At 58.5% G+C, this 25,952-nt stretch carries 24 protein-coding genes and 1 pseudogene; 10 read left to right on the top strand and 15 right to left on the bottom strand.

Annotated elements, in window-relative coordinates:
- Positions 1 to 47: 47 nt before the first annotated feature.
- From ASE98_RS00225 to ASE98_RS00210, 4 genes are all read right to left on the bottom strand, one after another.
- Positions 48 to 335 carry a PA4642 family protein gene (locus tag ASE98_RS00225; protein WP_060539439.1) on the bottom strand — a complete coding sequence of 96 codons (288 nt, stop codon included), beginning with the start codon at positions 333 to 335 and terminating at the stop codon, positions 48 to 50.
- Positions 336 to 398: 63 nt separating this feature from the next.
- Positions 399 to 884 (bottom strand): hypothetical protein, encoded by a 486-nt coding sequence (locus ASE98_RS00220; RefSeq protein ID WP_060539438.1) that lies wholly within the window; start codon positions 882 to 884, stop codon positions 399 to 401.
- Positions 885 to 1,083: 199 nt separating this feature from the next.
- The gene (locus tag ASE98_RS00215; RefSeq protein WP_060539437.1) at positions 1,084 to 1,557 is read right to left on the bottom strand and encodes a WbuC family cupin fold metalloprotein; all 474 of its coding nucleotides are present in this window, start codon (positions 1,555 to 1,557) and stop codon (positions 1,084 to 1,086) included.
- Positions 1,558 to 1,560: 3 nt separating this feature from the next.
- The gene (locus ASE98_RS00210) at positions 1,561 to 2,118 is read right to left on the bottom strand and encodes a hypoxanthine-guanine phosphoribosyltransferase (protein ID WP_060539436.1); all 558 of its coding nucleotides are present in this window, start codon (positions 2,116 to 2,118) and stop codon (positions 1,561 to 1,563) included.
- A 172-nt stretch (positions 2,119 to 2,290) separates the two neighbouring features.
- On the opposite strand from ASE98_RS00210, the gene upp reads away from it, so the two are divergent.
- Positions 2,291 to 2,929: a uracil phosphoribosyltransferase gene (gene upp, locus ASE98_RS00205; RefSeq protein ID WP_060539435.1), complete on the top strand. Its 639-nt coding sequence runs from the start codon at positions 2,291 to 2,293 to the stop codon at positions 2,927 to 2,929.
- Positions 2,930 to 2,931: 2 nt separating this feature from the next.
- Positions 2,932 to 4,206: a uracil-xanthine permease family protein gene (locus ASE98_RS00200; RefSeq protein WP_060539434.1), complete on the top strand. Its 1,275-nt coding sequence runs from the start codon at positions 2,932 to 2,934 to the stop codon at positions 4,204 to 4,206.
- A 197-nt stretch (positions 4,207 to 4,403) separates the two neighbouring features.
- Here ASE98_RS00200 and hemH read toward each other — a convergent pair whose 3' ends face one another.
- Together hemH and ASE98_RS00190 are read right to left on the bottom strand one after the other, a co-directional pair.
- Entirely contained in the window at positions 4,404 to 5,426 is a 1,023-nt protein-coding gene (hemH, locus tag ASE98_RS00195) for a ferrochelatase (RefSeq protein WP_060539433.1), read from the bottom strand.
- A 13-nt stretch (positions 5,427 to 5,439) separates the two neighbouring features.
- Positions 5,440 to 6,342, bottom strand: coding sequence for a TIGR01777 family oxidoreductase (locus ASE98_RS00190; RefSeq protein ID WP_060539432.1), 903 nt, complete (start codon positions 6,340 to 6,342; stop codon positions 5,440 to 5,442).
- Positions 6,343 to 6,538: 196 nt separating this feature from the next.
- Between ASE98_RS00190 and ASE98_RS00185 the strand changes: the two genes are divergently transcribed.
- The 6 genes from ASE98_RS00185 to ASE98_RS00160 all read left to right on the top strand — a co-directional run bounded on the left by ASE98_RS00185 (position 6,539) and on the right by ASE98_RS00160 (position 12,393).
- The gene (locus tag ASE98_RS00185; protein ID WP_060539431.1) at positions 6,539 to 7,525 is read left to right on the top strand and encodes an NAD(P)/FAD-dependent oxidoreductase; all 987 of its coding nucleotides are present in this window, start codon (positions 6,539 to 6,541) and stop codon (positions 7,523 to 7,525) included.
- Positions 7,526 to 7,722: 197 nt separating this feature from the next.
- Positions 7,723 to 8,682 (top strand): YbgA family protein, encoded by a 960-nt coding sequence (locus ASE98_RS00180; RefSeq protein ID WP_060539430.1) that lies wholly within the window; start codon positions 7,723 to 7,725, stop codon positions 8,680 to 8,682.
- Positions 8,682 to 9,623 carry a MerR family transcriptional regulator gene (locus ASE98_RS00175; protein WP_060539429.1) on the top strand — a complete coding sequence of 314 codons (942 nt, stop codon included), beginning with the start codon at positions 8,682 to 8,684 and terminating at the stop codon, positions 9,621 to 9,623. The genes ASE98_RS00180 and ASE98_RS00175 overlap by 1 nt, the downstream gene beginning before the upstream one ends.
- Positions 9,624 to 9,643: 20 nt before the next feature.
- Positions 9,644 to 11,098: a deoxyribodipyrimidine photo-lyase gene (gene phrB / locus ASE98_RS00170; RefSeq protein WP_060539428.1), complete on the top strand. Its 1,455-nt coding sequence runs from the start codon at positions 9,644 to 9,646 to the stop codon at positions 11,096 to 11,098.
- Between the two features lie 84 nt (positions 11,099 to 11,182).
- Entirely contained in the window at positions 11,183 to 11,965 is a 783-nt protein-coding gene (locus ASE98_RS00165; RefSeq protein ID WP_060539427.1) for an SDR family NAD(P)-dependent oxidoreductase, read from the top strand.
- A 122-nt stretch (positions 11,966 to 12,087) separates the two neighbouring features.
- On the top strand, positions 12,088 to 12,393 hold the full coding sequence (locus tag ASE98_RS00160; RefSeq protein ID WP_060539426.1) for a YkgJ family cysteine cluster protein: 306 nt from the start codon (positions 12,088 to 12,090) through the stop codon (positions 12,391 to 12,393).
- Positions 12,394 to 12,520: 127 nt separating this feature from the next.
- Here ASE98_RS00160 and ASE98_RS00155 read toward each other — a convergent pair whose 3' ends face one another.
- From ASE98_RS00155 to ASE98_RS27020, 9 genes are all read right to left on the bottom strand, one after another.
- Positions 12,521 to 13,039: an acyloxyacyl hydrolase gene (locus ASE98_RS00155; protein ID WP_060539425.1), complete on the bottom strand. Its 519-nt coding sequence runs from the start codon at positions 13,037 to 13,039 to the stop codon at positions 12,521 to 12,523.
- Between the two features lie 117 nt (positions 13,040 to 13,156).
- Positions 13,157 to 13,948 carry a glutamate racemase gene (gene murI, locus ASE98_RS00150; protein WP_060539424.1) on the bottom strand — a complete coding sequence of 264 codons (792 nt, stop codon included), beginning with the start codon at positions 13,946 to 13,948 and terminating at the stop codon, positions 13,157 to 13,159.
- Positions 13,941 to 14,696 carry a molybdopterin-synthase adenylyltransferase MoeB gene (locus ASE98_RS00145; RefSeq protein ID WP_060539423.1) on the bottom strand — a complete coding sequence of 252 codons (756 nt, stop codon included), beginning with the start codon at positions 14,694 to 14,696 and terminating at the stop codon, positions 13,941 to 13,943. Before ASE98_RS00145 ends, murI begins: the two co-directional genes overlap by 8 nt.
- Positions 14,690 to 15,520, bottom strand: a complete 831-nt coding sequence (prmC, locus tag ASE98_RS00140) for a peptide chain release factor N(5)-glutamine methyltransferase (RefSeq protein ID WP_060539422.1) — start codon at positions 15,518 to 15,520, stop codon at positions 14,690 to 14,692. Before prmC ends, ASE98_RS00145 begins: the two co-directional genes overlap by 7 nt.
- Positions 15,517 to 16,596, bottom strand: a complete 1,080-nt coding sequence (gene prfA / locus ASE98_RS00135; protein ID WP_060539421.1) for a peptide chain release factor 1 — start codon at positions 16,594 to 16,596, stop codon at positions 15,517 to 15,519. Before prfA ends, prmC begins: the two co-directional genes overlap by 4 nt.
- On the bottom strand, positions 16,593 to 17,882 hold the full coding sequence (gene hemA, locus ASE98_RS00130; RefSeq protein WP_060539420.1) for a glutamyl-tRNA reductase: 1,290 nt from the start codon (positions 17,880 to 17,882) through the stop codon (positions 16,593 to 16,595). Before hemA ends, prfA begins: the two co-directional genes overlap by 4 nt.
- Positions 17,883 to 18,119: 237 nt before the next feature.
- Entirely contained in the window at positions 18,120 to 19,394 is a 1,275-nt protein-coding gene (locus ASE98_RS00125; RefSeq protein WP_236707763.1) for a hypothetical protein, read from the bottom strand.
- Positions 19,364 to 20,632 (bottom strand): hypothetical protein, encoded by a 1,269-nt coding sequence (locus ASE98_RS00120; protein ID WP_060539419.1) that lies wholly within the window; start codon positions 20,630 to 20,632, stop codon positions 19,364 to 19,366. Before ASE98_RS00120 ends, ASE98_RS00125 begins: the two co-directional genes overlap by 31 nt.
- Positions 20,629 to 23,367 carry a glycoside hydrolase family 19 protein gene (locus tag ASE98_RS27020; RefSeq protein ID WP_060539418.1) on the bottom strand — a complete coding sequence of 913 codons (2,739 nt, stop codon included), beginning with the start codon at positions 23,365 to 23,367 and terminating at the stop codon, positions 20,629 to 20,631. Before ASE98_RS27020 ends, ASE98_RS00120 begins: the two co-directional genes overlap by 4 nt.
- 565 nt (positions 23,368 to 23,932) lie before the next feature.
- On the opposite strand from ASE98_RS27020, the pseudogene ASE98_RS27595 reads away from it, so the two are divergent.
- Positions 23,933 to 24,034, top strand: a pseudogene (locus tag ASE98_RS27595) (DUF6124 family protein); the annotation flags it as partial.
- A gap of 190 nt (positions 24,035 to 24,224) precedes the next feature.
- On the top strand, positions 24,225 to 25,949 hold the full coding sequence (locus ASE98_RS00110) for a tetratricopeptide repeat protein (protein WP_060539417.1): 1,725 nt from the start codon (positions 24,225 to 24,227) through the stop codon (positions 25,947 to 25,949).
- The last annotated feature ends 3 nt before the right edge of the window (positions 25,950 to 25,952 follow it).

Below are 25,952 nucleotides of genomic sequence, written 5' to 3'. Positions count from 1 at the left end.
AACGCCCCATCGGGGCGTTTTTTTTGCCGGTCCTCTGTGAGCAGGTTTTAGGCGCGAGCCTTCTCGATCAGCTCGATGTACTCCGGCGCGTTGCGCTGATCCTTGATCAGGGCAATGAAGTCGTTGCCGTGCTCGTCTTTGCCGTTGACGTCAAAACCGGCCTCGACGAAGAACGTCAGGAACCGCTCGAAATCGTCGATACGCAGGCCACGATAAGCCTTGATCAGTTTGTGCAGGGACGGAGAAGTCGCGTCGACCGGTTCGAAATCGAGGAACAACTTGATCTGCTCATCGCCGATCTCATCACCAATCACTTGTTTCTTATCTTTACGCATTGCCGACTCCAGCTCGCAGACATTACACGGGGCGGGCAGTTTACCCCCGTGCAGGCTCGGGGCTCAACGCGGACGAATGCTGCCAGTGTGCAGATCGGCCCAGACATGGCCGTTGGCGTAACTGAGAAACTGGCAGTACACCGTGTCATTGCGCAGCAAATCGATCACCACGCGGTACTGAGCCAGCGGGTAGTACAGCGTCAGGGTCTTGCTCTGCTCGTCGTAGACCGGCTTTTTCAGGCTCTTGCTCTCCCCATCGAAATTGACCAGCACCTGATTGATCGTCGCGCCTTTATTCAGGGACTTGCCCTTGAGGCGAATCAACAGCGGCGAGGTGATCGGAATCGGCTGTTGACTGGATTGGCGCTGAGCGCCGACCACCACTGAATAATCGGTGACCTGCAGCAATTGCTGCTGCTCGGGCTCGGCAGCGCGCAAAGTGAGGTCGTCAGGCGGCAGGAACTGGCTGTGCATCGGCGCCGGGGCGGCGGCCAGAGGCAGACTGAGTGTCAACAACAGGGCGGCGCAGCAGCGGATCAAAACACTCATGGCAGGCTCCGGAGGGCGGGGCCGGGCACTCTAGCATGGGAGTAAAAAAAACTTCTGCAGACACCGCCCCCCCTGTAGGAGCGAGCATGCTCCGGGCGGCGCTCCGACGATGGTCGTCAACGATTATGTTGGCGCCCTGACACCCTGCGGCGTTCTCAGGTCCATCGCGAGCGGGCTCGCTCCTACAAAGTCGGGGTCATCAGTCGAACTGCGCGCGCATCCAGGCGTGATACTCGGCAACGCCAGGCTCGCCCTCACGAGGAGCCCAGTGAGCCAGCTCGCCCTCGCCAACAGGACGGTAAGGGCCAGCCTTGCATTCGAACATCAGGCTATCGGCTTCCAGCACCACCAGGCCGTGGAATACGCCGGTTGGCAGATCCACGCCCACACAGTCGCCACCGGCCTGCAGAACTGTCTTGCTCAGCACGGCACCGGTTTCGTCGAAAATCAGCACACCGAGGCGGCCTTTGAGGACCAGCAAGGTTTCGGCCTTGTTCTCTCCCAGATGGCGATGAGGCGGGATGTACGTGGATGGCTGCAACGCCACCGCCATACGATGGCAAGCCTCTTCCATCTGATGGAAGTTGTGGTGCTGTCGCCCACGAGGGTTAGCCGCAGCTTTTTCGGCCAACTGCGTAAACAGTGTTTGATCAAGAAAGCTTGGCGTCGCCATCGTTTACATTCCTTTAACGGCAAAGATCCCGTTGGCGTTACGCCAGTAGCCTTTGTAGTCCATGCCGTAACCGAAGATGTAACGGTCAATGCACGGCAGGCCGACGAAATCGGCTTTCAGGTCCGGACGGGCCTTGCGGTCGTGGTCCTTGTCGATCAACACCGCGGTGTGCACGGCACGGGCACCGGCATGTTTGCAGAAGTCGATGATCGCGCCCAGGGTGTGACCTTCGTCGAGGATGTCGTCAATGATCAGCACGTCGCGGTCGATGAACGAAACTTCCGGCTTGGCTTTCCAGAACAGGTCGCCGCCGCTGGTTTCGTTGCGATAGCGGGTGGCGTGCAGGTACGACGCCTCCAGCGGGAAGTGCAGGTAGGTCAGCAATTTCCCGGAGAAAATCAGCCCGCCGTTCATCACGCAGAACACCACCGGGTTGCTGTCGGCCAACTGGTCGTTGATTTGTGCACCGACGCGGGCGATGGCCGCTTCGACTTCAGACTCGGTGTACAGGCAGTCAGCCTCTCGCATGACTTGACGGATATGCTCGAGATCAGCGGACATGGGGCTCTCCAGGGGATTAAGGGGGGGACGGTTCAGGAAAAGCGGGCAAAGGTACGCATCAAGCCCGGCCAGATCAAGCGTTTATGGACTAACGTACTTTATGTCTATAGGACATCACCCTCGGATAGATTAATCTAGGCCGGTTTTTTTGCCCGCCGCCGGAGCCTTTCCCATGCCCATCCTCGAGATCCGCCATCCGCTGATCCGTCATAAACTTGGCCTGATGCGCCGCGCAGACATCAGCACGAAGAATTTCCGTGAGCTCGCTCAGGAAGTCGGTGCCCTGCTGACCTATGAAGCCACCAAAGACCTGCCGCTGGAAACCTACGATATCGAAGGCTGGTGCGGCACTGTGTCGGTCGAGAAAATCGCCGGCAAGAAGATTACTGTAGTACCGATTCTGCGGGCCGGCATTGGCATGCTCGAAGGCGTGCTCAGCCTGATCCCGGGCGCCAAGGTCAGCGCCGTGGGTGTGGCCCGCAACGAAGAAACCCTGCAGGCGCACACTTACCTGGAAAAACTGGTTCCGGAAATCGACGAACGCCTGGCAATGATCATCGACCCGATGCTCGCCACCGGCAGCTCCATGGTTGCCACCATCGACCTGCTGAAGAAGGCCGGTTGCCGCGAGATCCGCGCCATGGTGCTGGTTGCCGCCCCGGAAGGCATCGCCGCAGTAGAAAAGGCTCACCCGGACGTTATCATCTATACCGCCTCCATTGATCAAAAACTGAACGAACACGGATACATCATCCCGGGCCTGGGCGATGCCGGTGACAAGATCTTCGGCACCAAGCAGAAGGACGCTTGACCATGCAGCAAGAGTTCAACGATCCGCTCTGGCGCACGGTGCTGTCCGGCGCGCAGATGCTGTTCGTGGCGTTCGGCGCCCTGGTATTGATGCCGCTGATTACCGGCCTTGACCCGAACGTTGCGCTGTTCACAGCCGGCCTGGGGACAATCCTGTTCCAGATCGTCACCGGGCGTCAGGTGCCAGTGTTCCTGGCATCGAGCTTTGCCTTCATTACCCCGATCATTCTCGCCAAGGGCCAGTTCGGCCTGGCCGCGACCATGGGCGGCGTGATGGCGGCAGGTTTCGTCTATACCTTCCTCGGCCTTGCCGTGAAGATCAAAGGAACCGGCTTCATCGACCGTTTGCTGCCTCCGGTGGTCATCGGTCCGGTGATTATTTCCATTGGCCTGGCCATGGCACCGATTGCCGCCAACATGGCGATGGGCAAGGCCGGTGATGGCAGCGAACTGATTCATTACCAGACGGCGATGCTGATCTCGATGCCGGCGCTGCTGACAACCCTGATCGTCGCGGTGTTCGGTAAAGGCATTTTCCGCCTGGTGCCGATCATTTCCGGCGTATTGGTCGGTTTTGCCATGGCGTTCTACTTCGGCGTGGTCGATACGGCGAAAATTGCCGCCGCCCCCTGGTTCGCCATCCCCGCCTTCACTGCTCCCGAATTCAACTGGCAGGCAATTCTGTTCATCGTCCCGGTCGCCCTGGCGCCCGCGATCGAGCACATTGGTGGCGTGATTGCCGTGGGTAGCGTGACCGGTCGCGATTACCTGAAGAAGCCCGGCCTGCACCGCACCTTGCTCGGCGACGGCATTGCCACCACGGCAGCCGGTCTGTTTGGCGGCCCACCCAACACCACGTACGCCGAAGTGACGGGCGCGGTGATGCTGACCAAGAACTACAACCCGAAAATCATGACCTGGGCGGCGATCTTTGCCATCAGCCTGGCGTTCATCGGCAAGTTCGGCGCACTGCTGCAAAGCATCCCGGTGCCGGTGATGGGCGGGATTCTCTGCCTGTTGTTCGGTTCGATCGCCGCGGTGGGCATGAACACGCTGATCCGCCACAAGATCGACCTGGGCGAAGCGCGCAATCTGGTGATCGTCTCGGTGACCCTGGTATTCGGAATTGGCGGCGTGCTGATCGGCACCGGCACCGGCCCCGACGACTTCGGCCTCAAAGGCATTGCGCTGTGCGCGGTGGTGGCGATTGGCTTGAACCTGTTGCTGCCGGGCAATGACGGCTGGAAGCATAAGAAGGCGGATGAGCCGTTGCTCTAATAGTTCACTCGATCCCTGTGGCGATGGGGCTTGTCGGACCGCCGCACCGCCCCGTTGGGTCGCGAAGCGGCCCTAAATCCGGCAAACGCGTTGCACCAGACACAATGCGTTTGCCGGGTTTACGACTGCTTCGCAGCCGAACGGGGCGGTGCGGCGGTGCGGCGGTCCGACAAGCCCCCTCGCCACAGTTTGTGTTCCTATAGTGACAACGGCGCTCTTTCACACAAGGTACTCAACGCCCGCGCCCACTGCGGGTCATCGTTGAGACACGGCACCAGCACCAACTCCTCGCCGCCTGCCTCACGGAATTGCTCCAGCCCGCGATCACCGATCTCTTCCAGCGTCTCGATGCAATCGGCGACGAATGCCGGGCACATCACCAACAACTTTTTCACACCATTTTTGGCCAGTTCATCGAGGCGCGCTTCGGTATAAGGCTCGATCCATTTCGCCCGCCCCAGACGCGACTGGAACGACACCGACCACTTGCCGTCCGGCAATCCCATGCGCTTGGCAAATTCTGCCGCAGTACGCAGGCACTGGCCGCGATAACAGGTGGCGACCACTTCCGCTGGCGCACCGGCGCAGCAGTCGCCGCCGCCCTCGAAGCAGTGTCCTGGATTGAGCTTCTTCAGATGCCGCTCCGGCAAACCGTGAAAGCTCAACAGCAAGTGATCGAAATCCTGCTGCAGATGTGGCCTGGCTGTCGCCACCAATGCATCGAGATACTCCGGCTGATCGTAAAAAGGCTGGAGAACCGAGAGCTGCACATTGAGTTTATTCTCCCGCAGCACACGCTTGGCTTCTTCGATCACAGTGGTAGTGGTGCTGTCGGCGAACTGTGGATAAAGCGGCGCCAGGGTGATTCGTTTGTGCCCCGCTGCGGCCATGCGCACCAGCGTAGACTCGATCGACGGCTCGCCGTAGCGCATGGCCAACTCGACCGGGCCATGATGCCATTGAGCGGTCATGGCCTGTTGCAGGCGACGGCTGAGCACCACGAGTGGCGAGCCCTCCTCCCACCAGATCGAGGCGTAGGCATGAGCCGACTGCTCCGGACGCTTGATCAGGATCAGCGATACCAGCAAACGCCGCACCGGCCAGGGCAGGTCGATCACGTACGGGTCCATCAGAAATTGATTGAGGTAGCTGCGTACATCCGCCACCGAGGTGGAGGCAGGTGAACCCAGATTGACCAGAAGCAATGCGTGATCGGTCATGCAACATCCTATTTCAAAGGCGGCTGGACAGATCGTCCAACGCCGCGCGCAAATCCGTGAACTGAAAGATGAAACCGTCTTGCAACAAACGCATCGGGGTCGCCCGCTGGCCGCCCAGCAACAACAAGGACAACTCGCCCAGGCCTACCTTCAACACGAAGGACGGCATCGGCATGAACGCCGGACGATGCAGCACACTGCCTAGCGTGTTGGCGAACTCGCGGTTGCGCACCGGTGCAGGCGCGCACGCATTATATGGACCGCTGGCCTGATTGCGGTGCAGAAGAAAATCAATCAGGGCGATTTGATCCTTGATGTGAATCCACGGCATCCATTGCCGGCCGCTGCCAATCGGCCCTCCCAAGCCCAGTTTGAACGGCATTGTAAGCCGCGACAAAAAGCCGCCCTCTGCCGACAACACCAACCCGGTACGGATGAGGATTACGCGGATGCCCAAGGCTTCCGCGCGCTGGGCGGTCTCCTCCCAGGCGATGCACAGCTGACTGGCGAAATCATCGATGACTGGCGGTGACTCTTCGGTCAACTCGCGCTCACCGCCATCGCCGTACCAACCGATTGCGGAACCGGAGATCAGCACCTGTGGCTTGTGCTCTCGAGTCTCAAGCCAGGCCAGCAGGGTTTCGGTCAGCGTGATACGGCTGCTCCACAACACGGCTTTGCGTTTGTGCGTCCAGAGCCGGTCGGCAATCGGCGCACCCGCCAGATTGATAACGGCATCTACCGGTTCCTGCCCGACGTCCTCCAACCGGGCAATCCCCTGCACTTGAGCACCGCATGTTTTCGCGACTGTTTCAGGCTTGCGACTACAGACGGTCAGACGATGTCCCTGGCTCAACCACAGCCGGCAGAGCTGACGTCCTATCAGACCAGTACCGCCGGTCAGCAATATGTGCATGACTTGTTCCTCGCGTGGCGTTTTACCCTGTCCGTTAGTCTATTTTTATAAGCAGGGATCTTTGGTATCGAGCAGGCGCTATGGTTAACAATAGGCCAAGCTGTCAGAACGAGAACGCTAAAAGTTATACCAAAAAACAATATTGTACAGGTTCAAAGCCCGGCGTAGTCTGTACAGAAAGGTAAACGAGGCCCCTATGACTGTACCTATCGCAATCATTGGCACCGGCATTGCCGGACTCTCCGCCGCCCAGGCCCTGACGGACTTCGGGCACAGGGTTCAACTTTTCGATAAAAGCCGCGGCAGTGGCGGGCGGATGTCGAGCAAACGCAGCGATGCGGGTGCGCTGGACATGGGCACCCAGTATTTCACTGCCCGCGATCGCCGCTTCGTAACAGAAGTTCAGCGCTGGCAAGTCAACGGCTGGGTAGCCGAATGGACACCACAGCTGTACACCTACCATGGCGGCCAGCTCAATCTGTCGCCGGACGAGCAGACACGCTGGGTTGGCACGCCGCGCATGAGCGCGATCACCCGCGCCCTGCTCGGCGACCTGGAGGTGCATTTCGCCTGCCGGATCACCGAGGTCTATCGCGGCGAAGAACACTGGCACCTGCAGGACGCCGAAGGCTTCACCCACGGGCCGTTCAGTCATGTCGTGGTCGCTACGCCAGCCCCTCAGGCCACGGCGCTGCTGGCCTCCGCGCCGAAACTCGCCGGGGCCGCCGCCGGGGTCAAAATGGACCCGACCTGGGCCATCGCCCTCGCCTTTGATACGCCGCTGGAAACGCCCATGGAAGGCTGCTTCGTCCAGGATAGCCCACTCGACTGGCTGGCCCGCAACCGCAGCAAACCGGGACGCGACAACAGCCTCGATACCTGGGTGCTGCACGCCAACAGCGCCTGGAGCCGCCAGCACATCGACCTGTCTAAAGAGGCAGTGATCGAACAATTGCATGGTGCGTTCGCCGAATTGCTGCACGACTCCATGCCCGCGCCTACCTTCAGCCTCGCCCATCGCTGGCTCTACGCCCGCCCCGCCAGCAGTCACGAATGGGGCACTTTGGCCGACGCCGACCTGGGCCTGTATGCCTGTGGCGACTGGTGCCTGTCCGGGAGAGTCGAAGGTGCCTGGCTCAGCGGCCAGGAAGCCGCCCGCCGGTTGCATGAGCATCTGCAATGATCCGTTGCCGCAGGTGTATGGGTGTGTATGCGAATACGTATGGTCGTGTAGGAGCTACCGAAGGCTGCTCCTACAGGGGGCGTTGATCGACCCAAAAAACTTGTACATATAGTTTGACTTGTACAGCTTCGAATCTAAGATGTAACAATGTTGTACAGATCTTCCTGGCTGTACAGGTTTAGATTCGAGGTACGCCGATGCTCCCCACTCCCGCGAGACCGAAAATCGCCATCAGCGCCTGCCTGATGGGGTTCGATGTGCGCTATAACGGCGGACACAAGGAATCCCGGCTGTGCACCCGCACCCTCACTGACTGCTTCGACTTCATCCCGGTTTGCCCGGAAGTCGCCATTGGCCTGGGCATTCCACGCCAGCCGATCAGGCTGGTAGGACGCGCCGAGCAACCCGAAGCCAGAGGCTCGGTCGATCAGTCTCTCGACGCGACCCAACCGCTGGCCGCCTATGGCCGGAAAATGGCTGCGGAACTCAATGACATCTGCGGATACATCTTCATGCAGAAATCTCCTTCCTGCGGGCTGCATCGGGTCAAGGTCTACAACACCAATGGCGCTTCGCAGGGCGATGACGGCCAGGGGATTTACGCTCGGGCCTTCTGCAGCCTGCACCCCGACTTGCCTGTGGAAGAGGACGGCCGGCTCAACGATCCGGTGCTGCGGGAGAACTTCATCACCCGAGTGTTCGCCTACAGCGCCTGGCAGCAATTGCTGGGGCGAGGCCTGACCCGGCGCGCACTCACAGAGTTTCATTCGCACTACAAGTACCTGCTGATGGCCCACAACCCGGTGCAATACAAAGTGCTGGGTAATCTGCTGGGCAGCATGGGCGACACCGATCCGCAACAAATCGGCCCGCGATACTTCAGCGAGTTGATGGCTGCTTTGAAAATATGCGCCACTCGCCGCACTCACACTAATGTCCTGCAACACATCAGCGGGTACCTGAAACGGGCGATCAGCGCCGAGGACAAACAAGAAGTGCAGTACGTCATCAGTCAATACCGCCTGGGCATCGTGCCGCTGGTGGTGCCGATGACGCTGCTCAAGCATTACTTTCGCCAACACCCGGACCCATACATTGCACAGCAGGTTTACCTGCAACCGTATCCGGAATATCTCAGCCTGCGAAATGCCATTTAATGAAAAACACTGTCGATACCAGCGCCAGCGAAGACCTTGGCGATGACTTCAAAAAATCCCTGGACGATGGCTGGTTGCCGATTCGCGAGGTGGCACGCCAAACCGGAGTCAATGCCGTGACCTTGCGTGCCTGGGAACGGCGGTACGGTCTGATCGTCCCGCAACGCACGCCCAAAGGACATCGTCTGTTCTGCGCCGAACATGTAGAACGCATCCACAACATTCTTACCTGGCTCAATCGCGGCGTGGCGGTCAGCCAGGTCAAACAGCTGCTCGACACGCCGCTGGCGTTCAGCGAGTCCGTTGACAACGATTGGCACATATTGCTGCAAACACTGGTGCAAGCGGTCACCCGACTCGACGAGCGCGTCGTTGATGACACGGTCAATCAGTCGATGGCGCTGTATCCGCCGCGAACGCTGTGCGAGCAACTGCTGATGCCATTGCTGGCGGTTCTGGAACAGCGCTGGCAGGGCCAGTTCGGTGCGCAGATGGAGCGGGTGTTTTTTTATTCCTGGCTGCGTAGCAAATTCGGTGCGCGCATCTACCATAACAATCGCCAGTTGCGCACCGCGCCACTGTTGTTGATCAACCATTCGGACCTGCCACTGGAGCCTCATTTGTGGCTTGCCGCCTGGTTGATCAGCAGTGCCGATTGCCCGGTGGAAGTTTTCGACTGGCCGCTGCCTGCCGGTGAACTAACGCTGGCCGTCGAACATCTACAACCCCGTGGCGTCCTGCTGTATTCCAGCAAGGCCATGAACCTGGCACAGCTGCCGCGACTGTTGAAAGGCGTGGGCTGCACAAAAATGATTGCCGGACCAACGGTATGCATCCACCACGCCGAGTTGTCCGCAAGCACCACCGGTATCGCTGATTTGTACCTGGCCGAAGATCCGTTATCGGCACATCGGGCGCTGATTCAGTGTGGGCTCATCTGATGAATCGAGCGGACTGCAAAATGCAATTGATCTGGCTGCGCAGCGACTTGCGCGTACATGACAACACCGCCCTCTCGGCCGCGGCTGCTCGTGGCCCCGTTGTCGCGGTGTATCTATTGAGCCCGGAGCAATGGCTGGAGCATGACGACGCGCCCTGCAAAGTGGACTTCTGGCTGCGTAACCTGCGCGCGTTGAGCCATGCGCTGGCCGCGTTGAACATTCCCCTGCTGATACGCAAGGCCACACGCTGGGATGACGCGCCGAACGTTCTGTTGGAGCTGTGCCGGCAGTTGCAGATCGATACGCTGCACCTCAACGAAGAATACGGCGTCAATGAAAGCCGGCGGGATGCTGCCGTAGACAGGGCGTTGACCAACGAAGGCGTTACGGTTCGTGCGTACCTCGACCAGTTGCTGTTCAAGCCAGGCAGCGTGCTGACCAAGACCGGTACTTACTTCCAGGTTTTCAGCCAGTTCCGCAAGGTGTGTTACGACCGCCTGCACCATTCGCTGCCGGGCCTGGTGCGTGCGCCGCTGGCGCAACCGTCGATGAATATTGTCAGCGACCTGATCCCCGAACATATCGAAGGCTTTGCGCCCCCCAGTGACAGTTTGCGCAACCTATGGCCGGCCGGCGAGGCTGAAGCACAACGACGCCTCGACAGCTTTACCGATGCCAGGATCGAGCACTACCAGAGCGACCGGGACTTCCCGGCGAAACCCGGCACCAGTCAACTCTCGGCCTACCTCGCCGCCGGTGTGATCTCGCCACGCCAATGCCTGCACGCCGCCCTGCAAAGCAATCACGGCGAGTTCGAGAGCGGCAAACCCGGTGCAATTACCTGGATCAACGAATTGCTCTGGCGCGAGTTCTACAAACACATCCTGGTGGGCTACCCACGGGTTTCCCGGCACCGCGCGTTCCGCCCGGAAACCGAAGCCCTGGCCTGGCGCGACGCCCCCGCGGACCTTGCGGCCTGGCAGTCGGGACGCACCGGGTTGCCGATCATTGATGCCGCCATGCGCCAACTGCACGAAACCGGCTGGATGCACAACCGCCTGCGCATGGTGGTGGCAATGTTCCTGAGCAAGAATCTGCTGATCGACTGGCGCGAAGGCGAGCGCTTTTTCATGCGTCACCTGATCGATGGTGACCTGGCCGCGAACAACGGCGGCTGGCAGTGGAGCGCATCAACCGGCACAGATTGCGCGCCCTACTTCCGGATTTTCAATCCGCTGAGCCAGTCGGAAAAATTCGACCCGAATGGCGTGTTCATCAGGCACTGGCTTGCGCAGCTGACTGAACTGGACCGAAAGGATGTGCACAACCCTGCTGCGCGTGGCTTGTTTGGTGTCGCGGACTACCCGCCACCGATCGTCAATCTGAGCACGTCCCGCGAGCGTGCCCTGAGCGCCTTCAGGAATCTGCCATCACGACAAGACTGCGCCGATCCGGTCGGCAGTGACTATGAGTAGTTGCCTTCAACGGTTCGCCAAGTTGGCAAAAAAACGACTGCGCCAGGCGGCCCTCCCTGCCGCCTGGCAGAAAAGGAGATCTGAATGAGTCGAACACCCGCACGACGATACTGGCTGACCGGAGCGAGCAGCGGTGTTGGCGCCGCACTGGCCGCAGAAATTCTCAAAACCGGCGCGCAACTGGCTGTCAGCTCCCGCTCGAAAGCGCCACTGAATGCGTTGGCGCAACGTTTTCCAGGACAAGTGCTGGTGGTGGCCGGGGACCTGACCAACAGTCAGACCGTACGCGAAATCGGCGAGAAGATCGCAGAGCAATGGGGCTCACTGGACACGCTCATCCTCAATGCGGGTACCTGCGAGTACGTGGACGCCAGGCAGTTCGACGCATCGATCGTCGAGCATTTGATACGTACCAACCTGCTGGCCAGCAGTTTTTGTGCCGAAGCAGCCCTGCCCCTGTTGCGGGCCGGCACCACACCGCATCTGGTGGGCATGGCCAGTTCGGTCACCTACCTGCCCTTGCCCGGAGCGGAAGCTCATGGCGCCTCAAAGGCCGGCTTGCCCTACCTGTTCGACTCCCTGCGCATTGAGCTGGCCCCGGAAGGCATCGACGTTACGGTGATAAACCCTGGCACTGTCGAAACGCCGCTGGCCGCCAGCCGCGACTTTTCCATGCCGTTGAGCTGGACGGTGGACAAAGCCGCGCGATACCTCTTCGAAAAACTCAACGAGCGCCCGGCGGAAATTGCCTTCCCCGCAGCGTTCATGGCTACCCTCTGGCCACTTTCCAACTTGCCTGCACGGGTAAAACTGGCGATCGGCAATCGCATCGTGCGCAGTAATCCGCCGATCATGGACCGGCCATAAACCATCCCGACGACCTTTCACCCCGTGACGCAGCCATGAGGTCGCTGCGATGCGTGAACGCCCGGACGGGCGTCCGTCAGTGCTTTTACACAGCAGCCGATGACTGACTTACACTGCGCGCCATGAATACCATCCCCCACACGCAAATCGCGGACCCGGCAATCACCTGCTCGACCTGTGCAGCCTGCTGCTGTCAGCTCGAAGTCATGCTGATCACCGACACGGGTGTGCCTGAACGCTTCATCGATACCGATGACTGGGGCGGGGAAGTCATGCTGCGCCTGGATGACGGCTGGTGCGCAGCCCTGGATCGCAACACGATGATGTGCACCATCTACGAAAAGCGCCCGCTGATCTGCCGGGAGTTCGAGATGGGGGCGCCGGAATGCATCGAGGAGCGCCAGGGGATTTCTACGGCGTATCGCTAAACGAGAATGTGGGAGCGGGCTTGCTCCCAACGGCATTGCGACGAAAGCGGTGTGTCAGTCACATCAGTGTTGAATGTTAATCCGCTTTCGCGAGCAAGCCCGCTCCCACATTTAATCGAGTCTCGTCTTACAGCGGCATGGTGTAGTGCAACGCGTAACTTTCTATACCATCGTTTGGACTTGTGATCCCGGCGTTGGAATAGTGAGTTGCACGAACACCCACTTCATGACCACCGGCAAAGCGCAGCCCGACACCGAAACGGTCTTCGAACTGAAAGGCACTGCCCAGATCGTTGCCTTCGACTTCGGTACTGGAGAACAACGCCACACCGACGCCGAATTCGACATAGGGTTTGACGCTGTCACCGGCAAATTCGTAAACCAGCACCGGGGAGAGCGACAGGCTGTGGTTGCTCGAGGTCTCCTCACCATCCCAGTAGGTGTAGGCGCCGCTCCAGTAGCCGGTCAAACGACCGACATCACTCTGTAACCAGCTCTGGTCCCAATCCGATTGCATGCCCAGGCGGTAAGTCATGGTTGATTCGCCGGTCTGGCCAACCGAGAACTCAACACCTGTCGCCTGCGCGGTAAAACTTTGCCCCATTAGTGCGGCCGCAATCGCGGCCAAGCAGAATAGTCGCTTCACTAGAAACTTCCCTTTCCGAACGATTTCGTATGGTTTTTTGGTGCCCAGCAATCAAAGCTATAGAAGTCGGCGCTCAATCAGGAGTTCACTCCGACTTTACTTTCCCCCGGAATGTGCCTACCTGTCGAAGCTACGCACAATGCCGGACGTATTCCACAGTATTGGTAAGATATTTCTGAAATGTGCCGGGTCGGCACTGGTCCAGAACTGTGCTGGACGTGCAGGTCCGTCGGCGAGCAGATCGCCCTCGCTGAGCAGGCGCTGCAACTGCCGGGCGACAGCGGCACCGGTGTCGATCAGGCTGATGTCTTCGGGGATCATCTGTTTGAGCAGCGGTTTGAGGAACGGATAATGAGTGCAGCCCAGGATCAGGGTGTCAGCGCCGGCGGCCAGCAGCGGCTCGACGTAACCGGCAAGCAACTGACGCAGGGCCGCGCTGTGCAGGTCACCGTTCTCGATCAGTTCGACCAGACCGGGACAGGGTTGGGTGATAACCCGCACATCGGTGGCAAAACGATCAAGCAACGCGGCGAACTTGGCGCTCTGCAAGGTGCCGGTGGTGGCCAGCACACCGACGACGCCGCTACGGGTCGCGGCGGCGGCCGGCTTGACCGCAGGCTCCATGCCGACGATGGGCCATTGCGGATAGTCGCGCCGCAAGTCGGCGACGCCGGCAACGGTTGCCGTATTGCAGGCCAACACCAGGGCCTTGGCACCCTGCTGTCGAAAGAAGTCAGCCATCACGCTGCAACGCTGTCGGATAAATTCCGGGGTTTTCTCGCCGTAGGGAATATTCCCGCAATCGGCGACGTACATCAGCGTCTCGCTGGGCAGTAAACGCTGGATCTCGGCCAGTACCGAGAGCCCGCCGACGCCGGAGTCGAACACGCCGATCGGCGCTTCACGCATGTTTCGACCCACAGACGCTGCAGCCCGGATCTCGCTTGACCCGTAGCTCTCGAAAGCGCGTGCCCAGTGCGTCGATCAGCAACAGGCGCCCCACCAGCGGCTCGCCGAAACCGGCCAGCAACTTCAACGCTTCCAGGGCTTGCAGGCTGCCGACCAGCCCCACCAGCGGCCCGACCACGCCTGCTTCGCTGCAGGTCAATTCGGCTTCACTGCCATGCCCATACAAACAGTGGTAGCACGGACTTTCCTCGCGACGCGGGTCAAACACCGACAACTGCCCTTCAAGGCGAATCGCCGCACCACTGACCAGCGGTTTGCGTGCCGCCACGCAAGCGGCGTTGACCGCTTCGCGGGTGGAGAAATTGTCGGAACAGTCGAGGACCAGATCCACGCCAGCCACGACAGCGGCCAGGGAGTCTTCGTCGAGTGCCGCACGATGGGCGATCAAGCCGATTTCGGGGTTGATCGCGCTCAGGCGCTTGATCGCCGAATCGACCTTGCTCATGCCGACGCTGTCGGTATCGTGAATGATCTGGCGCTGCAGGTTGGTCAGGTCGACGCTATCGAAGTCCGCCAGATGCAACTCACCCACTCCGGCGGCAGCCAGGTACAACGCCACTGGCGCGCCCAGGCCACCCAGCCCGACGATCAGCACGCGGCTTTCCTTGAGTCGCAACTGACCGTCGATGTCGATGTGTTGCAGCAGAATCTGCCGACTGTAGCGCAGCAATTCCTGATCATTCAGCACGGCAGGCGCCCCAGACTGATGCGTTGGTGACCGCCCAGATCGGTGCGGCTGTGGACCTCTTCAAAACCGCGGCTCTGCAGCAAGTCGCGCACTGCCCCGGCTTGATCGTACCCGTGTTCGAGCATCAGCCAGCCTCCGGTTTCAAGGTGATCCGGGGCCTGGGCGACGATCAGACGCAAATCGTCGAGCCCGTCGACGCCCGCCACCAGGGCGCTGGCCGGTTCGAAGCGCACATCACCTTCCACCAGATGAGGATCGGCAGACGCAATGTACGGCGGATTACTGATGATCAATTGAAAACGCTGGCCCACCAGGGCGCTGAACCAGTGACTGCTCAACACCGTAGCGTTGGTCAGGTGCAGACGCTGGCGATTGCGCTCGGCCAGGGCGACAGCTTCCAGCACCCGGTCCACGGCAGTGACTTTCCACGCCGGTCGCTCGCTGGCCAGGGCCAGGGCAATCGCGCCGCTGCCGGTGCCAAGGTCGAGCACTTTGGCGGGGGTGGCCGGCAACAGTTCCAGTGCGGCTTCCACCAGCAGTTCGGTGTCGGGGCGCGGGATCAGCGTATGTGGCGCCACTTCCAGATCGAGCTTCCAGAAACCTTGTTGCCCGAGGATGTAGGCCACCGGTTCGCCGCCACGACGACGCTGCAGGTACTCGGCAAACGTCAGCGCAGCCTCGCTCGGGACGATGCGTTCGGGCCAGGTGTGCAGGAAACTGCGGGACTTGCCCAGTGCCGCGGCCAACAACAGTTCGGCATCCAGGCGCGCCGTGGGCGAGTCGGGCAAATCGGCAGCGCGCAACAAGCTGGCAATGATCGTCATTCTATTGCCGCCAACTGATCGGCCTGGTACTCGGCCAGCAACGGTTCGATCACCGCATCAACTCCGCCGGCGAGGATTTCGTCGAGGGAATACAGCGTCAGGTTGACCCGGTGATCGGTGACCCGGCCCTGGGCAAAGTTGTAGGTGCGGATACGCTCGGAGCGGTCACCGGAACCGACCAGCAACTTGCGCTCGCTGGCAATCGCGTTGGCGGCGGCACTGGTCTGCTGGTCGTTGAGTTTGGCCGACAGCCAGGACATCGCCCGGGCACGGTTCTTGTGCTGCGAACGCTCTTCCTGGCACTCGACCACGATACCGGACGGCAAGTGGGTGATGCGGATCGCCGAATCGGTCTTGTTGACGTGCTGGCCGCCAGCACCGGAGGAGCGGTAAGTGTCGATCCGCAAGTCTGCCGGATTGATCTCGATGGCTTCCTGTTCATCCGGCTCGGGCAGCACCGCCACGGTGCAGGCCGAGGTATGGATGCGCCCTTGGGACTCCGTCGCCGGAACCCGTTGCACGCGATGCGCGCCGGACTCGAATTTCAGCTTGCCGTAGACGTTATCGCCTTCAACCCGGGCGATGACTTCTTTATAGCCGCCGTGCTCACCCTCGTTCTCCGAGAGGATTTCCACGCGCCAGCCGCGACGCTCGGCATAACGCGAATACATGCGAAACAGGTCACCGGAGAAAATCGCCGCCTCGTCACCGCCAGTACCGGCGCGGATTTCGAGAAACACGTTGCGCCCGTCATTCGGATCCTTGGGCAGCAGCAGGCGTTGCAGATCGGCTTCCAGAGTGACCAACTGCTCCTTGGCCTCGCGGACTTCTTCCACGGCCATTTCGCGCATGTCCGGGTCGCTGTCCTTGAGCAGTGCCTGGGCACCTTCGAGGTCGCTCTGCACTTTGAGCAGCTGTTTATAGGCAGCCACAATCGGTTCGACTTCCGCGTATTCCTTGGAATAGGCGCGGAATTTATTCTGATCGGAAATGACCTCGCCATCGCCAAGCAAGGCGGTCAGTTCCTCGAAACGGTCCTGGAGGATGTCCAGCTTATTGAGCAGTGACGCTTTCATTGCGGTTTTTTATCCGAAAAGCTATCCGATGGGCCCTCACCGAGGGCAAAGAGTTCCTGGGCCATCGCCAGCGCATCCAGGCGACCTTCGGCAGAGAGCTTTTTCAACTGCACGCTCGGTGCGTGCAACAGTTTATTGGTCAGGCCGCGAGCCAGTTGCACCAGCACCTCTTCGGCGCTGCTGCCGTTGGCCAGCAGGCGCTGGGCCTTTTGCAGCTCTTCGTCGCGCAGGCGTTCGCTCTGTTGACGATAGGCCTTGAGCACGTCCACCGCTGCCAATTCGCGCAGGCGGACCATGAAATCTTCGGCACCGACCGCGACCATCTCTTCCGCCGCCTGGGCTGCGCCCTGACGACTTTTGAGATTCTCGGCGACCACTTCATGGAGGTCGTCGACGCTATAGAGGTAAACGTCGTCCAGCTCGCCGACTTCTGGCTCGATGTCGCGTGGTACGGCGATATCGACCATGAAAATCGGTTTGTGCTTGCGCAATTTCAAGGCACTTTCCACCGCGCCCTTGCCCAGAATCGGCAGCTGGCTGGCGGTAGAACTGATGACGATGTCGCTGCGCACCAGCTCCGCCGGAATGTCCGACAGCAGTACCGCATGGGCACCGAACTGCTCGGCCAAGGTGCTCGCGCGCTCCAGGGTACGGTTGGCGACCACGATGCGCTTTACGCCAAGATCATGCAGATGACGGGCAACCAGGGTGATGGTCTCACCGGCGCCGATCAACAGGGCCTGACTGCGCTGCAGGTCGCTGAAAATCTGTTTTGCCAGGCTGACGGCGGCAAACGCCACGGACACCGGGTTTTCGCCGATGGCGGTATCGGTGCGCACCTGCTTGGCCGCATTGAAGGTGGCCTGGAACAGCCGCCCGAGCAATGGCCCGATGGTGCCGGCCTCGCGGGCGACGGCATAGGCCGACTTCATCTGGCCGAGAATCTGCGGCTCACCCAGCACCAGCGAATCGAGCCCGGAGGCCACCCGCATCATGTGACGAACTGCCGCATCATCTTCGTGCACATAGGCGCTTTCGCGCAGCTCTTCGAAGCTCAACTTATGATATTCGGCCAACCAGCGCAGCACGATATCTGCCGACAGGTGATCCTGTTCTATATAAAGTTCACTGCGATTGCAGGTGGAGAGGATCGCAGCTTCGCGGCTGTCGGTGAGTCGGCAGAGCTGCTGCAGGGCCTCAACCAGCTGCTCAGGGGTAAAAGCCACGCGCTCGCGGACGTCTACTGAAGCAGTCTTGTGGTTAATACCGAGTGCAAGGAAGGCCATTCAAAGTCGCTGATGGTGACGTGAAGCCGGCAATTGTCCTACTTCGACACATGGAGAACAACTACTCGATATCTATCAGCCCGGTAGACGCCCCCCCAGGTTGCGATCCGTTCTCGTTTCGGCTTTTGCAGAAGCTGCCGCAGGCTGCGATTTTTGACTTTCAGTTCCTGCGCGCACTGTTTCCGGCGAGATACTCTTCTGGTTGCCAATAAACCCCATCCGCCAGCCCCCCTCCCCTCAAGACACCTGCTTCAAAACTGGCGACACGGGAATCAACGCCGTGCCCCACAGACCAGCCGCAGCCGCGCCACCACTGAAGACAAATTGCGTCCCGGCACCACGCCGAATCGCCTGCGTCCCGGCAGCGATGGCCAACCAGGGTGAAGCACAGCCTGGATGACCCAGCATTGCATCAATGTCGTACACACCCGATCCATTCACTGGCATGCCGACTTTAACCATCACGCTGGCAATGGCGCCCGCCCCGCGAGCATCAATACCCGCTCGCCAAACCTGCTGGACTGATCTCGATTCAGGCGGCAGCCAATCAAGCGCCTGGCGCGTAGCGTAAAGCAAATCACCGGAGGTGGGCTTGCGCTCCTGCTCCGGTCGGTGAAGGTAGGCTATCGGCGGTAACGTGGCTTGCGTCAGACGGTTGCCAAACAACAACCCGACGGCAACTTCTGCCGTGCCTTCAGGCTGCTGCGGCGCAAACTGCACGGCCACAACCATCAGCATCGCCCGATCATCGATACGCTGGTCAAGCCACTGGTCCAGTGCCGTCAGACCGCGGCCATCAACTGGAGTCGTTTGCTGGCGAATGCCGGATTCTCGCCATGCCTGTCGCCAAACACGGCGCCACTGTTTCTCCGGCAAACTGGTATCGACATCCAGCAACAGGGCCAAGGGTTGATCGGCAGGCAACTGCGCCAGGGTTGGCGCCAGATCGGCGAGCGTCTGCGTCCAGATACTCAGCAATATGGCTTCCGGATTTTCATCTGCATCGCAAGACAAACAACTATGGCGAAGTGTCTTTCCATCCATCCTCGACGCCTGCGACTTCAACACCGTCGCCCCACTCAGCAGAGCATCCAGTTGCATTTCCGAACCTTGCGCAGGTTCTGCAAGGGCCGTTTGCACGCTCACGCCCAACACCTGTTGCGAGCGACGCCCCCGACGCATCATCCCGTGCAAATCTTTTTCGCGAGCGTCATCCCAACCATCGGCGACGCCTTGTTGACCAACGTAAATCAGCACGCGCCCGAATCCCAGTACGCACCACACAAGGAAAGGGGTGCCCAAGGCCAACGGCCAGAAATCCGAACGTCGCTCAGGTAATGATTCGTCACCGAACAACAGCGTCCCTGCCATTCCCAGCAAACAACAGACCAACAACAGACCCAGCCAAAGTAAAAATCGAGGACGCTGGGGGTGCGGTGCGAGGGGAGGTATTTTATCCAGTCTGATTGGCATGACTTCACCTAACTCGCCGAAAAATTTATCGACTTGCATTGTACCCACTTTGTAATTATTTCAACTTTCGCTTGGTATGAGACCTTGCACCATCCGCCCCACGAATCCTCCACTAAAACCTTGTCCCCCTTAATTAAATACATCTTTGGCGCATATTGCAGCAACGGTTCCAAACCGCCTTCATAAAGAGATGTTTTTTCTATGATGGAACCGTTGATTACTTTGCCAGCAAGAATGGCTTGAAACAAAGGTGACGCCGCCGTCTTCTGAACACTTTTTTTGTCCTTATACGGATACTCATACGTAGTTCCCCCTTGCTTATCGACCTCATCCCCACCCAAATGAAAAAAACGAGTGAGCTTCTTCTCCAGAGTTAGAGTATCCGCCTCCAACCTAAAAACACTTACATCGTAAATGTCGCTTGCCGGATCCCATATTTTGGGCATCTCCATGCGATGTACGACGAACAACAGCTCTTCTCCCCCGTCACCAACAGGAAGAAAAAATGCGTCAGTGATTACTCCTCCGGCTCCCAAGTATGGAAATTCATAAACAAGCGTTGGATTTTCAGATGAAACAACTGAATAAAGGGATATCCCATCAGTCTCGCGAAACAAATGCGCGTCTGCTTGCAAATTAGTTTTTGTGTAGACAATACATGCATTCACTCTATCTAGCTCCATAGAGCTATAAGCCTCCCGAAGACCAATGCCGCTGCATTTATTGGCACCGGGTATTTTTTTTTGGCCAAGATCTATCGTCTGAATGCCTTGATATGCGCCATCAACAAGGTAGCTTACACCGGGAAGGGTGCAACTCTTATTGAAAACCTTCTCATCTTGCTTTCTGACAACGACTTCGTAACCTAACATTGACGAACGTTCAAATGAATAGAGATACTTGCCACTTACAAACCGAAGCGCACTCCCAATAGTTTCAGAATTTACCGATGTATAGATGGTGAAAATTTCTTTTGGTGGAACTCTCTTTTCGGGAAACTGCATTTCGATTTTTGCCTGACCGGAGCCATAGGACGGTTTCCCAAAGCGATATTGCACATATCCAGCATCTGGAGATGTATTCCCCTTTGCACAGATAGACGCAACCTTCCCTATATAATCATACCGACTCCGCTTGACATCAAAGGCACAACTAATATAAATATCCTCCCCCTCCACGCACATAGTTTCATTTATATCCACGTATGGATCTCTCGCCCAAGCATTTAACTGGATAAACAACATTGCGATCAGACCAGGAATTAAAAAACCTCTCACTTTAAAACCCCCTCAGACCACAAATCCTTGAAATTCGCCCTTCTTTCCCCATAAGTATTTGTGTACTTATTTACAACAGCAGTTATTAAGTCCACCACATCCGGTGCACCACCCTTATCCGCCATTTCGTACAGCTTATTATTCAACCAAAAACTTGCCGCAGAACGAACTGCATACTTCATCTCCAGCAATAGGTCTGGATTCGAAACAAAGTCAACGCAACCATCCTGCCATCGCCCCGAAAACCTTGAATGCCATTGCTGGAACTGCATGTAATTATCTAATCCTGTTAACTGCTTCAACCCCCGCCCTCTGTACTTCCATCCATCGCCAGTCGCAATCCCACGATTACCAAGATCAGTACGCCCGCCATAAGCGCCATTGGCGATAGCTTCATGATCGACTCTGGTCATAGGAACCCCGTTCTCCTTAACTCTTCCATCCTTCACTTTATATCCGTACCGCCTTGCTTCCTCAGGATTGCTTCTGAAATAGCTAAACAAGCCAGTCAGTGCGCCAATCTCGTACGTAAAATCCTCTTCAACTAATAGATCCACTCCTGTTTCTTGTTTGATTTGCGCAAAAAAATGAGTCCTCCGCAACGGAGTATCCAACTTAAAAAATTCCAAGTTTGCGTTTAACTCGTCAGCAATTTTTATCAAATCACCATTTCGATCCTCACTAAGCTTTGGGTAAATACTCTTCATGACTTTAAGAGAAAACTTAAATCGATTGCTGCTGAAAAAACCCACCAACCCAATCGGATGAAAGTGATACGCACTCCCCCACGAAGGCAATCCCACCTTTTCCGCTACCTCCCTCCACCACCCCATCTGCGCAATCCGCTGTTTCTCCGCAATCCAATTCAAGTGCGGGGTCGAGCCGCTATGACCAAGCAGCTCATCCAGTGCGTCCCATATCTTCGGCTGCTGAAACCACTCGCTTTCCTTGTAAAGGATCATCTGCGAAATCAACTGCGCGTCAGCCGGGCGCTCTAGGGCCGCTTTCAGTTCATCAGCCGTTAGCGTGCCGTCGGGTTTGCGACCGATGACTTCGTACAACCGCGTTTTCATCGGGCCCTTGTCGTCTTTTTCGGCAATGGCACGATAGCGCTCGCGTTCCTCCTCGCTTAAGCGGCCGACGGTGCTGAGAAAAGAAGCCAGCATGTGTTTGGGTCTGCTGTAGTCGACGATGACGCCGTAGCCGTCCCAAGCCCACGGGCTGACACAAGACGTGACGTCCGGCTCATCGCACACCCAGCCATCAAGAAGATTGTTGTCGGCGTCGTGAAGCAAATGTTTCAGGTGATACCAGGTGCGCGCTTTGCGCGTCGAAGTCGCGGGCACGTGGATTTTTTGATTTGCCGGCAGTCCATCCAGCAATTTTTTGGGGACCAGCAAATCGGCAGCACTGCGCGGGCTGGATTTACTCGACGCCTGCAATAGCGCAGCCGTGTTATTTCCTTCAAGGGGCACGACGGGCGTGCCCATGGGGAGTTTCAGCCAGGTTTTGTCTTTCTCCGGCAGGCGTTTGGCCCACTCCCGACAGGCATCGATGAAGTCCTCGACGTCATCACCACTGAAGGTTTCCAGGTGAAGTTTCTCATCCGGCTGACTTACGCCGCCGTCCTGATACAGACCGAGGTGGCCGATCAAGTCACCCGCCTTGATTGCAACAGGCTGATCAAGCACCACTATCTGATCGGTCTCTACTGGCTCAATGGCGCCTTCCAGTGAGTCAAAATGCACATACTGATCAATGCGTTCGAGCTTGCGAAACTCGCCAGCCCCACTGACCGTGACTTGCGAGTCAACCGGCAACACGAAAAGGATGTTATCTGAACCTGCAATCACCGGTTCAGCCCGGACGTTCACTGCCTTCGTCACGCGAGTTTCCTTGCGGTCCGGGTATATGAGCAACCGGGCGGCGACATATCCTTTGATCGAACCGTCCGGTTTGAGCAACTTCGCCGGTCCCAGGCTGCTCTCCAACCTGCGGAACTCGCCGGTGCCACTGATAGCCACTTCGGCTCCTCGCGGCAGAAAGTCGATGACCTTGCCGTTCCGCTTGTTGTACACGTTCAATCCACGCTGCTCGGGCTGCTCGGGGCGCGCGTCGTTTGCCGTCTGTTTGACGCGAAAGGTCGCACGCTCGGGCCAGAATGGCGGGCGAGCGAGGTTGGCATCCTGCTGGTACTTCGCCCAATCCTGCAGATGCATGTAGAGGCTATAGAAAGTCAGGCTCGGTGGAATGTCCTGACTGCCTTGAATCTTCGGCGGTTGGAGGTGATGGCGAACCAACACGAAGTTGCGCGAAAAGGGTTTTTTGACTGTTTTATCTTTGTCGAAGTAGGCGGTTCTCGGCGAATGCGTATCGATGCGGTAAGCCACCACCTCCCCGTCAGCCAGGCAAAACACGCTGGATTGCTGCAGGGTTCCGGCGGTGCCTTTGTCGAAGTGCACACCGCCGTGCCACATGCCGGCGTTTCCAAGTGGGTAATATCCGGCCACCGCTTTGGCCAAGTGGGTCAGTTGCATGAGCGGATCGCGCATGTCCTTGAACGGATGGCACCAGTTTTCCACGGGGCGCAGTGTGCTGGGGGCAGGCTCTGCCAAAGGGGATGTGGGGGAAGAATGGCGATCAGGCTCGGGTAAGTCAGAGACCTGCGCTGCATCAGATCGCGAAGTGGTGTCGTACTTGTGGAGCCCAAAAAGTCGATGAAGAACACTGGCCATGTTGCATGTCGCTCCTTGTTTTGCAAAAGGGGTCAACCAGAGAGATGCACACGTCCCGGGGCATCAGATTCATGCTCGGTTAATTCAGAGCGATAACGGTCCGACAGTCTTCTGGAAGCTCGAAATCGTAGAAATAGGAAATGTCCCGAAGGAACGTAGGATCGGTCTGGGATGGCGGCGCGCCAGGTCTGTCAGGTTTTGTACGGAATTGCCGATTGGTTGTGGCGAGGGGGGGGTTGGCTTTTGTTTGCAGTGTTTTTGCGAGCGAACCGGTACTTGTTTAAACGTCTTCGAGGTTACTTCACGAAAGCTACATCACCTTGCGCCGTTGCCTACGGTTACGCCAGAATCCGCCGGCTTGTGCGCCCTGGGGCCCCTAGGTAACTTGATTCGTGTCACTGATTGCCAGTGATCGGGTTTAGTAGCCCGGGCAAGGTTAAGCGGTCGCATGTGCATCATCAGTCAGGTATTCGCCTGCATTTGATGGTAGCTGTGCGCATGGCGTCCTCGGGCGCGCCGGTTTTTGCTTACCCTTGCCGGTCTACTAACTTGCGCACAGCCGCCGGAAGGGGCGAGTCGTAATACCCTGTTGGGTATCGCGCAGGTCATCATGCTGGGGGAGTTGGCGGTGAGCCGGGCTTTGGATCGAATCCATTTACATGGGTAGAAGAGCAAAAGATCGCAGCCTGCGGCAGCTCCTACAGTGGCACCGCGCACGCCCGGGCCGGGCATCGCGTCAAGACAGGCATCGCGCAAGGCCGGGCATTGGGTCCGTGGGTAAATTGCCGGGGCGGTTATGTTTGGCCGAAAGCTTGTGTCATGATGATCCGACCGCAGGTTAGTCGTCCTCCTCTTATATGAATAGATCCTCCGCGTTGCTCCTCGCTTTTGTCTTCCTCAGCGGCTGCCAGGCTTTGGCACCCGTGGCGCCGGACGGTGCTGCGCCGGTAGAAGACAGCACCCCGGTCCCTGAAAAGCCCAAGGTCTATAGCTCGTTCAGCGCAGATACCGTCTTCAGCCTGCTAAGCGCGGAACTGGCTGGCCAGCGCAATCGTTACGACCTGGCTTTGGACAACTATGTGACCCAGGCCATCAACACCCAGGACCCGGGCATCTCCGAGCGGGCATTTCGCATTGCCGAGTACCTGGGCGCCGATCAGCCCGCCCTGGACACTGCACTGATCTGGGCGAAAAACGCCCCGGATGACCTTGAGGCGCAACGGGCCGCAGCCGTGCAACTGGCGCGTGCAGGGCGCTATGACGAGTCCATGGTCTACATGGAGAAAGTCCTGCAAGGCAAGGGCGACACCCACTTCGATTTCCTTGCGCTGTCTGCGGCCGACACCGACCAGGACACCCGCAACGGATTGATGAAAAGTTTCGACAATTTGTTGCTGCGCCACCCGAACAACAGTCAGCTGATTTTCGGCAAGGCATTGCTGATGCAACAGGACGGTGACCCCAAGGGTGCGCTGGCCCTGCTGGAAGACCATCCACCCGAAGACGACGAAATCGCGCCGATCCTGTTGCGTGCACGCCTGCTGCAATCCCTGGATCGCGGCGACGAAGCCCTGCCGCTACTGAAAAAAAGCATCAAGAAGTATCCGGACGACAAGCGCCTGCGCCTGACTTATGCGCGCATGCTGGTTGAGCAGGACCGCATGGATGACGCCAAGGTCGAGTTCTCGAGCCTGGTCCAGCAGTATCCGGAGGACGACGATTTGCGTTACTCCCTGGCACTGGTCTGCCTGGAAGCCAAGGCCTGGGACGAGGCCAAGGGCTATTTGCAAGACTTGATCGCGCGGGACAGCCACGTCGACTCGGCGCATTTGAATCTCGGTCGAATCGCCGAGGAACGCAATGACCCGCAGGGCGCACTGATCGAGTACGACCAGGTCGGCCCAGGCAACGATTTCCTCCCGGCGCAATTGCGCCAGGCCGATATCCTCATGAACAACGGCAAAACCGCCCAAGCCCAAAGCAAGCTGGCGGCAGAGCGCGAGGAACAGCCCGATTACGCGATCCAGCTGTACCTGATCGAAGCCGAAACCCTGTCCGCCAACAACCAGGGCGACAAGGCCTGGAAAGTCCTGGAACAAGCCCTGCAACAATACCCGGATGATTTGAACCTGCTTTACACCCGAGCCATGCAGGCGGAAAAGCGCAATGATCTGGCACAAATGGAAAAAGACCTGCGCCTGATCATCAAGCGCGACCCGGACAATGCCATGGCGTTGAACGCCCTCGGCTATACCCTGTCTGACCGTACGACCCGTTATGCCGAAGCGAAAGCCTTGATCGAACAGGCACACCGGATCACTCCGGAAGACCCGGCGGTACTCGACAGCCTTGGCTGGGTGAATTACCGCATGGGCAATCTTGACGAAGCCGAACGCCTGCTGCGCCAAGCCCTGGAACGCTTCCCCGACCAGGAAGTCGCCGCTCACCTGGGTGAAGTCCTGTGGGCCAACGGCAAACAGCGCGAAGCCAGGCAAATATGGGGCAAATTCCTCAAGGACCAGCCTGACAGCCCTGCGCTACGCAGCACCATCAAACGCCTGACCGGATCAGAGACTCTTTAAAAT

This window comes from Pseudomonas sp. Leaf48 (genome assembly GCF_001421885.1).
Classification (GTDB): Bacteria; Pseudomonadota; Gammaproteobacteria; order Pseudomonadales; family Pseudomonadaceae; genus Aquipseudomonas.
The sequence above is the reverse complement of the archived record's forward strand: the minus strand, read 5'-3'. Positions and strand labels throughout refer to the sequence as shown.

Bases quoted from the DNA above. Each gene is read 5' to 3' on its own strand.
- hemH (WP_060539433.1), bottom strand. From the start codon at position 5,426: ATGACCGATCACGCATTGCTTCTGGTCAATCTGGGTTCACCTGCCTCC.
- upp (WP_060539435.1), top strand. From the start codon at position 2,291: ATGCCCATCCTCGAGATCCGCCATCCGCTGATCCGTCATAAACTTGGC.
- ASE98_RS00220 (WP_060539438.1), bottom strand. From the start codon at position 884: ATGAGTGTTTTGATCCGCTGCTGCGCCGCCCTGTTGTTGACACTCAGT.
- ASE98_RS00200 (WP_060539434.1), top strand. From the start codon at position 2,932: ATGCAGCAAGAGTTCAACGATCCGCTCTGGCGCACGGTGCTGTCCGGC.
- ASE98_RS27020 (WP_060539418.1), bottom strand. From the start codon at position 23,367: ATGGCCAGTGTTCTTCATCGACTTTTTGGGCTCCACAAGTACGACACC.
- ASE98_RS00160 (WP_060539426.1), top strand. From the start codon at position 12,088: ATGAATACCATCCCCCACACGCAAATCGCGGACCCGGCAATCACCTGC.
- ASE98_RS00180 (WP_060539430.1), top strand. From the start codon at position 7,723: ATGCTCCCCACTCCCGCGAGACCGAAAATCGCCATCAGCGCCTGCCTG.
- ASE98_RS00165 (WP_060539427.1), top strand. From the start codon at position 11,183: ATGAGTCGAACACCCGCACGACGATACTGGCTGACCGGAGCGAGCAGC.
- ASE98_RS00125 (WP_236707763.1), bottom strand. From the start codon at position 19,394: ATGCAAGTCGATAAATTTTTCGGCGAGTTAGGTGAAGTCATGCCAATC.
- ASE98_RS00225 (WP_060539439.1), bottom strand. From the start codon at position 335: ATGCGTAAAGATAAGAAACAAGTGATTGGTGATGAGATCGGCGATGAG.
- ASE98_RS00185 (WP_060539431.1), top strand. From the start codon at position 6,539: ATGACTGTACCTATCGCAATCATTGGCACCGGCATTGCCGGACTCTCC.
- murI (WP_060539424.1), bottom strand. From the start codon at position 13,948: ATGCGTGAAGCGCCGATCGGCGTGTTCGACTCCGGCGTCGGCGGGCTC.
- ASE98_RS00215 (WP_060539437.1), bottom strand. From the start codon at position 1,557: ATGGCGACGCCAAGCTTTCTTGATCAAACACTGTTTACGCAGTTGGCC.
- prmC (WP_060539422.1), bottom strand. From the start codon at position 15,520: ATGACGATCATTGCCAGCTTGTTGCGCGCTGCCGATTTGCCCGACTCG.
- hemA (WP_060539420.1), bottom strand. From the start codon at position 17,882: ATGGCCTTCCTTGCACTCGGTATTAACCACAAGACTGCTTCAGTAGAC.
- prfA (WP_060539421.1), bottom strand. From the start codon at position 16,596: ATGAAAGCGTCACTGCTCAATAAGCTGGACATCCTCCAGGACCGTTTC.
- ASE98_RS00210 (WP_060539436.1), bottom strand. From the start codon at position 2,118: ATGTCCGCTGATCTCGAGCATATCCGTCAAGTCATGCGAGAGGCTGAC.
- ASE98_RS00190 (WP_060539432.1), bottom strand. From the start codon at position 6,342: ATGCACATATTGCTGACCGGCGGTACTGGTCTGATAGGACGTCAGCTC.
- phrB (WP_060539428.1), top strand. From the start codon at position 9,644: ATGCAATTGATCTGGCTGCGCAGCGACTTGCGCGTACATGACAACACC.
- ASE98_RS00110 (WP_060539417.1), top strand. From the start codon at position 24,225: ATGAATAGATCCTCCGCGTTGCTCCTCGCTTTTGTCTTCCTCAGCGGC.
- ASE98_RS00175 (WP_060539429.1), top strand. From the start codon at position 8,682: ATGAAAAACACTGTCGATACCAGCGCCAGCGAAGACCTTGGCGATGAC.